This window comes from Lutibaculum baratangense AMV1 (assembly GCF_000496075.1).
Lineage (GTDB): Bacteria > Pseudomonadota > Alphaproteobacteria > Rhizobiales > Tepidamorphaceae > Lutibaculum > Lutibaculum baratangense.
The window spans coordinates 108,094-120,709 of the sequence record NZ_AWXZ01000013.1; the positions used below are offsets into that span (position 1 = coordinate 108,094).

Annotated in this window: 8 protein-coding genes; 6 read left to right on the plus strand and 2 right to left on the minus strand. The window is 69.5% G+C overall.

From position 1 onward, the window contains the following. Positions 1 to 92: 92 nt before the first annotated feature. The 4 genes from recA to N177_RS02895 all read left to right on the plus strand — a co-directional run bounded on the left by recA (position 93) and on the right by N177_RS02895 (position 7,057). Positions 93 to 1,181, plus strand: coding sequence for a recombinase RecA (gene recA, locus N177_RS02880; RefSeq protein WP_023430726.1), 1,089 nt, complete (start codon positions 93 to 95; stop codon positions 1,179 to 1,181). Positions 1,182 to 1,391: 210 nt separating this feature from the next. Then, the gene (gene alaS / locus N177_RS02885; RefSeq protein ID WP_023430727.1) at positions 1,392 to 4,064 is read left to right on the plus strand and encodes an alanine--tRNA ligase; all 2,673 of its coding nucleotides are present in this window, start codon (positions 1,392 to 1,394) and stop codon (positions 4,062 to 4,064) included. Positions 4,065 to 4,173: 109 nt separating this feature from the next. Further along, on the plus strand, positions 4,174 to 5,895 hold the full coding sequence (locus tag N177_RS02890; RefSeq protein WP_023430728.1) for a cation:proton antiporter domain-containing protein: 1,722 nt from the start codon (positions 4,174 to 4,176) through the stop codon (positions 5,893 to 5,895). A 175-nt stretch (positions 5,896 to 6,070) separates the two neighbouring features. After that, positions 6,071 to 7,057 carry a DUF808 domain-containing protein gene (locus N177_RS02895; RefSeq protein ID WP_023430729.1) on the plus strand — a complete coding sequence of 329 codons (987 nt, stop codon included), beginning with the start codon at positions 6,071 to 6,073 and terminating at the stop codon, positions 7,055 to 7,057. On the opposite strand, the gene N177_RS02900 is transcribed toward N177_RS02895, so the two are convergent. After that, positions 7,052 to 8,902 (minus strand): SLC13 family permease, encoded by a 1,851-nt coding sequence (locus N177_RS02900; protein ID WP_023430730.1) that lies wholly within the window; start codon positions 8,900 to 8,902, stop codon positions 7,052 to 7,054. The genes N177_RS02895 and N177_RS02900 overlap by 6 nt on opposite strands. Before the next feature lie 175 nt (positions 8,903 to 9,077). Then, the gene (locus N177_RS02905; protein ID WP_023430731.1) at positions 9,078 to 10,205 is read right to left on the minus strand and encodes a branched-chain amino acid ABC transporter substrate-binding protein; all 1,128 of its coding nucleotides are present in this window, start codon (positions 10,203 to 10,205) and stop codon (positions 9,078 to 9,080) included. A gap of 309 nt (positions 10,206 to 10,514) precedes the next feature. Between N177_RS02905 and N177_RS02910 the strand changes: the two genes are divergently transcribed. Then, the gene (locus N177_RS02910; RefSeq protein ID WP_023430732.1) at positions 10,515 to 11,432 is read left to right on the plus strand and encodes a branched-chain amino acid ABC transporter permease; all 918 of its coding nucleotides are present in this window, start codon (positions 10,515 to 10,517) and stop codon (positions 11,430 to 11,432) included. A 2-nt stretch (positions 11,433 to 11,434) separates the two neighbouring features. After that, positions 11,435 to 12,616: a branched-chain amino acid ABC transporter permease gene (locus N177_RS02915; protein WP_023430733.1), complete on the plus strand. Its 1,182-nt coding sequence runs from the start codon at positions 11,435 to 11,437 to the stop codon at positions 12,614 to 12,616.

Below are 12,616 nucleotides of genomic sequence, written 5' to 3' on the forward strand. Positions count from 1 at the left end.
ACGGAGAGAATGTTCCCGTTGCGTTCCGTGAACGGAACGTGTACGTTCGCTCCATTGCACGCGCTAGACCCGTGTGAAATAAGGAGCGCTCGATGGCCCAGAATTCTCTACGCCTCGTCCAGGGAGACGGCATGGACAAGAACAAGGCGCTGGAAGCGGCGCTCGGGCAGATCGAGCGCCATTTCGGCAAGGGCTCGATCATGCGGCTCGGCGCGGGCGGCAAGGTGGTGGAAGTCGAATCGATCTCCACCGGCTCGCTCGGGCTCGACATCGCGCTCGGGATCGGCGGCCTGCCGCGCGGCCGCATCGTCGAGATCTACGGGCCCGAATCCTCGGGCAAGACGACGCTCGCGCTCCACACCGTGGCCGAGGCCCAGAAGAAGGGCGGCATCTGCGCCTTCGTCGACGCCGAGCACGCGCTCGACCCGACCTACGCGAAGAAGCTCGGCGTCAATCTCGAGGATCTCCTGATCTCGCAGCCGGACACCGGCGAGCAGTCGCTCGAGATCGCCGACACGCTGGTCCGCTCCGGCGCGGTCGACGTGCTCGTCATCGATTCGGTCGCGGCGCTCACGCCGCGGGCCGAGCTCGAGGGCGAGATGGGCGATTCCCTGCCGGGCCTCCAGGCGCGGCTGATGAGCCAGGCGCTGCGGAAGCTCACCGGCTCGATCTCGCGCTCGAACACGATGGTCATCTTCATCAACCAGATCCGCATGAAGATCGGCGTCATGTTCGGCAGCCCCGAGACGACGACGGGCGGCAACGCCCTGAAGTTCTACTCCTCGGTGAGGCTCGACATCCGCCGCATCGGCGCGATCAAGGACCGCGACGAGGTGGTCGGCAACCAGACGAAGGTGAAGGTCGTCAAGAACAAGCTCGCGCCGCCCTTCCGGGAGGTCGAGTTCGACATCATGTACGGCGAGGGCGTCTCGAAGATGGGCGAGCTCCTCGATCTCGGCGTGAAGGCCGGCGTCGTCGACAAGTCGGGCGCCTGGTTCTCCTACGACAGCCAGCGCCTCGGCCAGGGCCGCGAGAACGCCAAGCAGTTCCTGCGCGACAACCCTCAGGTCGCCGAGACGATCGAGCGGCAGATCCGTGCGAATTCGGGCCTCGCGGTGCCGCCGGCAGGCGGGGCACCCGACAGCGACGACGAGGACGGGCCCGACGCGCTCGAGGCCTGAGGCTTTCCGGGCTTCCGGAGAGCGCGGGGCGCGCGAGTTCAGCAGGGCACGCGGGCGTGAAGGCCGGCGTGCCCTTCTTTGCGTTTTATGGACTTGCGAAGCAGCGGCGGCTACAAACGCCGCAACAGGTGATACCCATGCGGGTGCATGGGGTCGTGGCCTGTCCGTTCGCGGCTCCACGACCGAACTTCCAGGTGCGACCAGACCGACATGACCGGCGTCAACGACATCCGCTCCGCCTTCCAGGACTACTTCGCGAAGAACGGCCACGAGATCGTGCCGTCCGGGCCGCTCGTGCCCCGCAACGATCCGACGCTCCTCTTCACGAATGCCGGGATGGTGCAGTTCAAGAACGTCTTCACCGGCCAGGAGAAGCGGCCCTACGACAGGGCGGTGACGGCGCAGAAATGCGTGCGCGCCGGCGGCAAGCACAACGATCTCGACAATGTCGGATACACCGCCCGCCACCACACCTTCTTCGAGATGCTCGGCAATTTCTCGTTCGGCGACTACTTCAAGGATCGCGCGATCGAGCTCGCCTGGAACCTCGTGACGAAGGAGTTCGGCCTGCCCAAGGAGAAGCTCCTCGTCACCGTCTATGCGGAGGACGACGAGGCCTTCAGGCTGTGGAAGACGATCGCGGGCCTGCCTGACGAGAAGATCGTCCGCATCGCGACGTCGGACAATTTCTGGCAGATGGGCGACACCGGCCCGTGCGGGCCATGCTCGGAGATCTTCTACGACCACGGGGCGCACATTCCCGGCGGGCCTCCCGGCAGCCCCGACGAGGACGGCGACCGGTTCATCGAGATCTGGAACCTCGTCTTCATGCAGTTCGAGCAGTTCGAGGGCGGCGAGCGGGTGGAGCTGCCGCGCCCCTCGATCGACACCGGCATGGGCCTCGAGCGCATCTCCGCCGTGCTGCAGGGCACCCACGACAACTACGAGACCGACCTCATGCGCCGGCTCATCGCCGCGTCGGTCGAGCGCACCGGCGTGCCGGCGGAGGGGGCGCAGAAGCCGAGCCACCGCGTCATCGCCGACCACCTCCGCGCCTCCGCCTTCCTGATCGCCGACGGCGTGCTGCCCTCGAACGAGGGGCGGGGCTACGTGCTGCGGCGGATCATGCGCCGCGCGATGCGCCACGCGGAGCTCCTCGGCGTCCGCGAGCCCTTGATGCACAAGCTCGTGCCGACGCTCGTCGGCGAGATGGGCGAGGCCTATCCCGAGCTCGTGCGGGCGCAGCCCCTCGTGACCGAGACGCTCGAGCTCGAGGAGACGCGGTTCCGCACGACGCTCGCCCGCGGCATCATGCTCCTCAACGAGGAGACGGAGGGCATGCGGGAGGGCGACACGCTGTCCGGCGAGACCGCGTTCAAGCTCTACGACACGTTCGGCTTCCCGCTCGACCTGACGCAGGACGCGCTGCGCGCCCGCGGCATCGGCGTCGACATGGAGACCTTCAACGCGGCGATGGAGCGGCAGCGCGCCGAGGCACGGAAGGCCTGGGCCGGGTCCGGCGAGGCGGTGACGGAGCGGGTCTGGTTCGGCATCCGGGAGCGCGCCGGTGCGACCGAGTTCCTCGGCTACGAGACGGAAGAGGCCGATGCCGTGGTGCACGCGCTCGTGCACGAGGGCGAGGAGGCGTCGAGGCTCGCGAAGGGACAGGAGGGCGTTCTCGTCCTCAACCAGACGCCGTTCTACGGCGAATCCGGCGGGCAGCAGGGCGATCGCGGCGTGATCGTCGGCCAGAACGGCCGCTTCATCGTGACCGACACCCACAAGAAGCTCGGCGATCTCTGGGTTCACTACGGCATGGTCGAGGAGGGCGAGATCGCGGTCGGCGAGGCCGTGCATCTTCAGGTCGATCACGTCAGGCGCTCGGGCCTGCGGTCGCACCATTCCGCGACGCACCTCATCCACGCCGCGCTCCGCGACGTGCTGGGCGAGCACGTGGCACAGAAGGGCTCGCTCGTCGCGCCCGACCGTCTGCGCTTCGACTTCAGTCACCCGAAATCGCTGTCCGACGAGGAGCTCAAGCGGATCGAGGAGCTCGCGAACCGCGCGATCGTCACGAACTCCGAGGTCACCACGCGCGTCATGCCGGTCGAGGACGCCGTGCAGTCGGGCGCCATGGCCCTCTTCGGCGAGAAATACGGCGACGAGGTGCGCGTCGTCGGCATGGGCGCGCCCGGGGAGGGTGCGAACAAGCCGTGGTCGCTCGAACTCTGCGGCGGCACGCATGTCTCGCGGACGGGCGATCTCGGCCTCGTCGTCGTCGTGAACGAAGGCGCCGTCGGCGCCGGCACGCGGCGGGTCGAAGCGCTGGCCGGGGATGCGGCGCGGCGCCACCTCGTGCGGCAGAACGAGCGGCTCAACACGATCGCCGCCGAGCTGAAGGTCGCGCCGGACGAGATCGAAGGCCGTCTCTCGGCGCTGATCGAGGAGCGCCGCCGGCTCGAGCGGGAACTCGCCGAGACGAAGCGACGGCTCGCGCTCGGCGAGACGGGCGGAGGCTCGGCCGAAGACACGACGCGCACGATCGGCGATGTCAGGTTCATGGGCCGCAAGATCGAGGGCATCGCGCCGAAGGACCTGCGCGGGATCGTCGACGAGGCGAAGGCCAAGCTCGGATCGGGCGTCGTGGCGATCGTCGGCGTGAGCGACGACGGCAAGGCCGCTCTCGTGGTGGGTGTGACGGAGGATCTGACCGGCCGCATCAGCGCGGTCGATCTCGTGCGCGCCGGCGCCGCGGTGGTCGGCGGCAAGGGGGGCGGCGGCCGGCCGGACATGGCGCAGGCGGGAGGTCCCGAAGGCGGCAAGGCCGACGAGGCTCTCGGGGCGATCGCGGCGGGCCTCGAGAAAGAGCTCGCCGGCGCCTGATCGTCCTCCGGAGGCCAGCCGGCCCGAATTCCTGAAGACAGCCTGACGGCGGATCCGGTGCTGCGGGAGGGCGCCGTCCCGCCGACGCCGCGGGTGAGGGGGCACCGTCGTGGAACACGCAACCTGGGTGAAGGACGCGCTGGTCTTCCTTCTGGTGGCCGGTGTCGTGGTCCCTGTGTTTCATCAGGCGCGGCTCGGCATCGTGCTGGGCTTCATCGCGGCCGGCGTCCTCGTCGGCCCCCATGGGCTCGGCCGGTTCGTCGAGGAGATGCCCCTTCTCGACTATCTCGTGATCGAGGATCCCGAACGGGTCGAGCCGTTCGCCGAGTTCGGGGTCATCTTCCTTCTCTTCGTCCTCGGCCTCGAGCTCTCCTTCGCCCGGCTGTGGCAGCTCAGGCGCTACGTGCTGGGCGTCGGGACGGTGCAGGTCGTGGTGACGTCGCTCGCGATCGGCGCGTTCGCCCGCATGGCGGGCGCGAGCGCCCCCGTGGCGGTGGTCGTCGGTCTCACGCTGGCGCTGTCATCGACGGCGATCGTCATGCAGCTCCTCGTCGAGCAGAAGCGCCTCGCCACCCAGGCCGGCCGCGTCTGCCTGTCGGTTCTCCTCATGCAGGACATGATGGTGGTGCCGATCCTCCTCGCCGTCGGCATGCTGTCCGGCGGCGCCGAGAGCATCTGGCGCGAGCTCGTGACGGCTCTCGTCGCCGCCATCGCGGCGGTCGCCGTCATCCTGCTCGCGGGCCGCTTCGTGCTGCGGCCGCTCCTCAGGCGCGCGGCCATGACGGGCAGCCGCGACCTCATCATGGCGATCGTGCTCCTGGCGGCGGTCGGCGCGGCGATGGGCACCGCGGCGGCCGGCCTGTCCGCCGCGCTGGGCGCGTTCCTCGCCGGGCTTCTCCTGTCGGAGAGCGAGTACCGCCACCAGATCGAGACCGACATCGAGCCGTTCAAGGGCCTTCTCCTGGGCCTGTTCTTCACGACGGTGGGCATGACGATCGACCTCGGCTTCGTGGTCGAGCATCTTCTGCCGATCGTCGCCTCGGTCGCCGTGATCCTCCTCGTCAAGGTCGCGGTGCTTTTCGGCGCGGCGCGGCTCTTCGCCGTGGGCCTCGCGGCATCGGCCGACACGGCGATCCTGCTGTCGCAGGCCGGCGAGTTCGGCTTCGTCGTCATCAGCCTCGCGCGCGGCAACGGGATCGTCGACATCGAGCTCGCGCAGTTCGTGTTCGTCGTCATCGGCGTCACGATGGCGCTGACGCCGCTTCTCGCCCGAGGAGGGTCGATGGTGGCCGCGCGGCTCGAGCCGCTCGACCACAAGGGCGACACGATCCAGGACCAGCTCTCGGAGCTCTCCGATCACGTCATTATCGGCGGGTTCGGCCGCGTCGGCCAGACGGTGGCGCGGCTCCTCGACGAGCAGAACGTGCCCTATGTCGCGCTCGACCAGGACGCCGTCACGGTGGGACGCCATCGCCGGGAGGGTCGTCTCGTCTTCTACGGAGATGCCGGCCGCCCGGAGATCCTCGACAGGGCCGGCGCCGAGAATGCCCGCGCCTTCGTGGTGACGCTCGACGATCCCGGGACCGCCGAGCGGATGGTGAAGGCGGCCCGCGAGAAGCGGCCGGAGGCCACCGTGTACGCCCGCGCCCGCGACGCCGCCCACGCGCAGGCGCTCGCGAGGCTCGGCGCGGTCAGCGCCATTCCCGAGACGGTCGAGGGCAGCCTGCAACTCGCCGGAGAGGTGCTCGTCGGCCTCGACATCCCGGACGACGTGGTCGGCCGCCAGATCGAGGCGGAGCGCGAGCGCGCGCGGTCGCTGATGGGCATCTGAGCGCCAGCGCCCGCTTCCGGAGCCGGAGCAGGAGGAACGGCAGCCCGCGGCTGCGTGTTCTTGCAGTTCGGGCTTCCGGATCTGGCGGAGCGACGGACATGGCGGGACGGACTGAAGCGGTGGCCGAGGCGGCGCGGACGCGATCAGCGACGCAGCGGGGAGGGGCCTTCCCGACATGAGCACGGGGCTTCTCGCTCTTCTCGACGACGTCGCGGGCATCGCCAAGGTGGCGGCCGCGTCGCTCGACGACATCGCCGGCCAGACGGTGAAGGCGGGCGCGAAGGCGGCGGGCGTGGTCGTCGACGACACCGCCGTCACGCCGCGGTACCTCGTCGGCTTCGCCGCCGAGCGCGAGCTGCCGATCGTCCGCCGCATCGCGATAGGCTCGCTGCGCAACAAGCTCGTCTTCCTCCTCCCGGCGGCCCTGGCGCTGAGCGCCTTCCTGCCGTGGCTCATCACGCCGCTTCTGATGATCGGCGGCATCTATCTCTGCTACGAGGGCGCGGAGAAGCTGCTCGAGGCGGTCCGGCCGCATGCGGCGCACGGGCACGAGAAGAGCACGGGGCAGGCGCCAGCCGACCCCAAGGCGCTGGAAGACCAGAAGGTCGCGGGTGCCATCCGCACCGATTTCATCCTGTCGGCCGAGGTGATGGCGATCGCCCTCGCATCCCTGCCGGAGGGTGCCTTCATCACGCAGGCCGTCGTCCTGGCGCTCGTGGGCATCGCCATCACGGCGCTGGTCTACGGCGCCGTCGCGCTGATCGTGAAGGCGGACGACGCGGGGCTCGCGATGGCGAATGGCAGTTTCGGCTCGCCGGGCCTGACGCGGGCATGGCGGGCGACCGGCCGCGGGATCGTGCGCTTCATGCCGGCCTTCATGAAGCTCCTCGCGGCGATCGGCACGGCGGCAATGCTCTGGGTCGGCGGCGGAATCGTCCTCCACGGGCTGGAGGAACTGGGCTTCCCGGCGCCCTACGACATCGTCCACCTTGCCGCCGAGGCGGCCGCGCATGCGCTCGCCGTGCTGCCCCACGTGGTCGAATGGCTCGTCGGCGCGTTCGGCGCCGGGGTCGCGGGCATCCTCATCGGCGGCGCCGTCATCCCGGTCGCGACCCTCGTTGGCGCAGCGTTCTCCGGGCCGGAGACCGAGCCCGGCCTATAGCGGCCACATGAGGAGCAGCATCGGGATGCTGACGGCCACGACGAGGATCTCGAGCGGCAGCCCGAGCCGCCAGTAATCGCCGAAGCGGAAGCCGCCGGGGCCGAGGATCAGCGTGTTGTTCTGGTGGCCGATCGGCGTGAGGAAGGCGCAGGACGCGCCGACGGCGACGGCCATCAGGAAGGAATCGGCGTCGACGCCGAGGGCCGAGGCGGTGCCGATCGCGATGGGGCACATGACGGCGGCGGTCGCGGCGTTGTTCATCACGTCGGAGAGGAACATCGTCACGACCAGGATCAGCGTCAGCCCCGCCACCGCATGGCCCTGCGCCACGGTTTCGAGCAGGAAGCGGGCGACGAGGTCCGCCGCGCCCGTCGATTCCATCGCGCCCGCGACCGGCATCAGCGCCGCGAGCAGCACGACGACGGGCCAGTCGATCGCGTCGTAGACGCGCCGGGGCGGCACGGTGGCGAAGGCCATCGACGCGAGCGCGCCCATGGAGAAGGAGACGGCGGCGGGGACGAGGCCCAGCGCGGCGCCGGCGACGGCGAGGACCATGATCGCCGTCGCGATCATCGCCTTGCGGGGATCCGGTATGCGCAGCTCCCGCTCGGCCAGCGGCACGCAGCCCGCGTCGGCCGCGAACTCGGCCAACTCCTCGGGAAGCCCCTGCATCAGCAGGAGGTCGCCCGGCGCGATCGTGAGGGTCCGCAGGCGCGTCATCTCCCGCACGCCCTTGCGGGATACGGCGAGGAGGTTCAGGCCGTAGCGCGTGCGCAGGTGCATGTCCCGCGCGGAGCGGCCGGCGATCGTCGCCTGGGGAAGAACGACGAGCTCCCTCAGCACCACCTCGTCAGCGACACCGTTGCGTTCCTTCGCCTTCTCCTCTCCAGCCTCCTCCGGATCGCGCTCCGTCCCGGTCGCCGCGTCCTCGTCGTCCTCCTCCCCGCGCTCCGCGGGCCTCTCGGCCTCGAGCTTCAGGTCGAAGGTCGAGAGAAGGTCGGGCAGGGCGTCGACATCGGCCTCGAGCACGAGGATGTCGCCGGCGGCCACCCGCCTCCGGCCATGCGGCGCGATCATCCGCACCTCGTTGCGCACGAGGCCGACGACCTGCGCCTGCGAATCCCCCAGCTCGGCCTCGACCTCGCGCAACGTCATGCCGACCGCCTTGCTCGCCTCGGAGACCCGGGCCTCCGTCAGGTAGGCGCCGGACTCGAAGCCCTCGTCCGCCTGCTTCCGGTTCGCCGGCACGAGCCGCCAGCCGAGTAGGACGATGAAGCCGATGCCGGCGACCGCGACGGCGAGGCCGACGGGGGTGAAGTCGAACATCGCGAAGCCCGAGGTCTCCGCCCGTGCGCGGAAGCCGGCGACGATCAGGTTCGGCGGCGTGCCGATCAGCGTCGTCATGCCGCCGAGGATCGTGCCGAAGGCGAGAGGCATCAGCACGCGCCCCGGCGCGATCCCGAGCCGCGCCGCGAGCTGCACGGCGACGGGCATCAGGAGCGCCATCGCGCCGACATTGTTCATGAAGCCCGACAGCGCCGCCCCGAGCCCGACGAGCGCGGCGAGGCTCACGGTGGGCCCGGCCTCCTTCGGCAGGGCGCGGCGGGCGATCGCATCGACCGCCCCGGTGTTCTGCAGCCCCTGGCTGAGCACCAGCACGCAGGCGACGGTGATGACGGCCGGATGCCCGAAGCCCGCGAACGCCGCGCCGGGATCGACAAGCCCCGCGACCACGCAGGCGAGGAGGGCGCCGAGCGCCACCATGTCGTGGCGCCACCGCCCCCAGAGGAACATCGCGACGGTGGCGAGGAGTATGGAGAGGATCAGGATCTGCTCGGTGCTCATCGCTGCTCTTGATCATCAAGCGCGGCGGCTGGCAAGCAGGGATCGCGCGGCTTTCCGGCCGAAAGAGCGGTCCGGAGCCCGGCGAGCGGCCGGGAAACGACGAAAAAGTGCCCCGCCGTGACGGGGCCCTCGAGGCAGTTGGAAGGGGTGGCCGGTCGCCGGCGCCTGTTCTCGTTCAGTGCTCCAGGGTCTCCCACTGGCCGTTCCGGACGACCCGGAGCTCGAGGTCGACCGGCAGCTTCGTCTGGCCGTTCTCGTCGAAGGAGGTGTGGCCCATGGCGCCGTCATACTCCATCGCCCGGATCGCCTCGCCGACGGCGGCGCGGTCGGTGCCGGCCTCTTCGATCGCCGCGATGATGATGTTGGCCGCGTCGTAGGCGTTCTTCGTGTACGTGCCGACCGGCTCGGCGAAGCCCGCAGCCGCGTAGGCCTCGTTCATCTCGACGAGCTTCTCGTTCTCCGTCTCCTTCATGATGCCGGAGATCGTGCCTTCCGCGGCATCGCCGGCGATCTTGATGAACTCGGGGTCGTGGAAGCCGTCGACGCCGATCATCGGCACGTCGAGGCCGACTTCCTTCATCTGCTGCCGCACCAGGCCCGCCTCTGTGACGACGCCGCCGAAATAGATGGCGTCGGGGTTGTCGCTCTTGATCTTCGTCAGGGTGGCGCGGAAGTCGGTGGTGCCGACCGGCGCGGTCTCGACCGAGGTGATCGTGCCGCCGGCTTCCTCGAAGGGCTTCCGGAACGCCGCGACGTTCGCCATGCCGTAGTCGCTCGTGTCGGAGACGATGGCGATGTTCTGGCCGATCTCCTCCGCGGCCCATGCGGCGAGCGGCTCGTTCGTGTTCACGAGGGTCGGCACGACGCGCGCGAGGAGCGGGTTGTTCGTCTCCGTGATCTTCGGGCTGATCGCGCCCCAGATCACGAAGGGAATGCCGGCGCGCGTGATGACCGGTGCCGTCGCGAGCGCCACGGGGCTGTTCCAGTGGCCGGTGACGGCGATGACGGCGGGATCGTTCGTCAGCTTCAGCGCGGCGGAAACGCCCGTCTGCGGGTTCGAGGCATCGTCCTGAATGACGCCTTCGATCTTGAAGCCCAGATCCTCACGCGCATTCGCCTGGTCGATGGCGAGCTGGAAGCCGTTGCGGGCCGTCAGGCCCTGCTGCGAGTTGCCGCCGCTCAGCGGTCCGATGAAGCCGATCTTCACCGTCTCCTGAGCGTCGGCGGCACCGGTGGCGACCACGGCGGCCAGTGCGATGGCCGCGACGCGTGCTCCGCGCCAGAAGCCCCTCTGGTTTCTCATTGACTTAAACTCCCTGGAAGGTGACGGCGCCCCCGCCGTCGTCAGGCCCGTGCACGGGCGGTGCGGAAGTCTGCGGCGGCAACCGGGCGAAGCAAAATCGGATATGCGGATGTTGCGCTTAGCTTTTCCTGAAGCGACGCGACGGCCACCTCGACCCTCCGCCTCAACACAACCGAGCCGAGGCATCGGAAAAAACGATTCAAAGCCGCAGCCGACGCCGTGCTTTAGCGTAGGAGCCCGGTCCCGAACCAGACGGCCGCGGCACAAGGCCCGGAACGGAGGAGGGACCCGGACCCATGGGGAGGGACGATGGCTGACCTGCTGCTTCAACAGCTGCTGAACTGGATCGTTCTGGGGAGTATCTACGCCCTGATCGCCGTGGGGTTCAGCCTCCTGTTCGGCGTCCTGAACATCATCCACTTCTCTCACGGCGACGTGTCGTTCGTCGCGCCCTTCGTGGCGCTCGGCGCGGTGCAGGTGATGGTGGCGAGCCTGCCCGTCGCGGCGACACCGGGCATCCTGCTCCTGTGCATCCTCCTGGCGCTCCTCCTCACCGGCATCCTCGGCGTCGTCCTGGAGGTGCTCGTCATCAGGCGGTTCCGGAACGCCCCGGCGATGATGGCGCTCGTCGCAACGGTGGCGCTCGGCATCGTGCTCCGCGAGCTCATCCGGCACCTCTACCCCAACGGCAGCAACCCGCATCCCTTCCCGCGCTTCGTCAGCGGCGAGATCGCGATCGGCGGCGTCAACGTCTCGCTCTTCGCCGTCGTCGCCGTCGTCTGCTCCGTCGCGGCGGTCGTCGGGCTCTTCGCGCTCCTCAACCACACGCGGCTCGGCCTTCATATCCGGGCGGTGTCGCAGGACCGGGACGCCGCGCGCCTGATGTCGATCAGCCCGACGCGCATATTCCGCGCCACCTTCTTCGTCGCCTCCGCGATCGGGGCGGTCGGCGCGGTCTTCTTCGCCGGCTACGCGAATCTCATCCGCTTCGACTTCAGCATCGACGTCGGCCTCATCGGCTTCTCCGCGGCCGTGCTCGGCGGCCTCGGCTCGATGGCGGGCGCGATCGTCGGCAGCCTCCTCATCGCCGGTCTCGACACCTTCGTGCAGGCGGTGGTGCCGAACGGCGCCTCCTACAGGCTCGTCTTCGTCTTCCTGCTCGTCATCGCCGTCCTCGTGTTCAAGCCTGCCGGCCTGTTCGGCCGCACGGTCGTCGAGAAGGTCTGATCATGAGCACGCAGTCGATCTCCACCGCCTCCGCGGGCGCCTTCTCCGTGTCGGGCCTCATGATCGTCGTGGCGAGCGAGCTCGCCGGCGCCGCCTTCCTGCGGGAGTTCCTGCTGGCCGAGGACTGGCGCTACGTGGTGGCGCTGCTCGCCGCCTTCGGCGTCGCGCTCGTCGTCATGCAGAGCGTGCCGGCGATCGAGCGGCGCATCGAGAACGCCTTCGCCGCGCAGCGCCGCGCGGCCACGATCGTCGCGGTGCTCCTCGTCTTCGCCTTCCCGTTCGCGCTCGGCGGAAACACCTACGCGCTCCATCTCTGCGTCATCGCGCAGCTCTATGCGGTGCTGGCGCTCGCCCTGAACTTCCAGCTCGGCAGCGCCAACATCCCGAACTTCGCCACCGGCGCCTCCTACGGCATCGGCGCCTACGCCTCGGCGCTCCTCGCGCTGAACTTCGGGGTCAGCTTCTGGCTCGCCCTGCCGGCGGCCGCGATCGTCGCGACCCTGTCGGGCTTCCTGCTCGGCCTGCCGTCGATGCGCACCCGCGACAGCTACCTCGCGCTCGTCACGATCGCCTTCGGCGTCGTCGTCCACCAGCTCCTGAACAATCTCGAGTTCACCGGCGGCCCGAACGGCCTCGTCGGCATCCCGGTGCCGGAGCTCTTCGGCCACTCCTTCGCCTCGCCGCTCGTGATCTTCGGCGTCCAGCTGCCCTCGCAGGCGAACTTCTACTACCTGTCCGCCGTGCTGGTCGCGATCTCGATCCTGTTCGCCGGCCGTCTTCACAATTCGCGCGTCGGCCTCGCCTGGAACGCGCTGCGCGCCGACGATCTCGCCGCCCGCTGCCAGGGCATCAACACAACCTGGTACAAGGTGCTGGCCTTCGCGGTCGACGCCTTCCTCGCGGGCTTCGCCGGCACGATCTACGCCTTCTACGTCGGCTACATCTCGCCCGACAACTTCACCTTCCTCGTCTCCGTCACGATCATGACGATGGTCATCGCCGGCGGCATGGACAACATCCTCGGCGTGATCGTCGGCGCCTTCCTGCTGACGCTCCTGCCCGAGAAGCTGCGCGCCTTCTCCGACTACCGGATCCTGTTCTTCGGCGTCACCGTCATCGCCTTCCTGATGATCCGTCCGCAGGGCATCTTCCCGCAGCGCCTGCGCCGCTACGGGGGGCACTGA

Coding starts and splice junctions, on each gene's coding strand:
- recA (WP_023430726.1), top strand. CDS start 93: ATGGCCCAGAATTCTCTACGCCTCGTCCAGGGAGACGGCATGGACAAG.
- alaS (WP_023430727.1), top strand. CDS start 1,392: ATGACCGGCGTCAACGACATCCGCTCCGCCTTCCAGGACTACTTCGCG.
- N177_RS02895 (WP_023430729.1), top strand. CDS start 6,071: ATGAGCACGGGGCTTCTCGCTCTTCTCGACGACGTCGCGGGCATCGCC.
- N177_RS02900 (WP_023430730.1), bottom strand. CDS start 8,902: ATGAGCACCGAGCAGATCCTGATCCTCTCCATACTCCTCGCCACCGTC.
- N177_RS02905 (WP_023430731.1), bottom strand. CDS start 10,205: ATGAGAAACCAGAGGGGCTTCTGGCGCGGAGCACGCGTCGCGGCCATC.
- N177_RS02910 (WP_023430732.1), top strand. CDS start 10,515: ATGGCTGACCTGCTGCTTCAACAGCTGCTGAACTGGATCGTTCTGGGG.
- N177_RS02915 (WP_023430733.1), top strand. CDS start 11,435: ATGAGCACGCAGTCGATCTCCACCGCCTCCGCGGGCGCCTTCTCCGTG.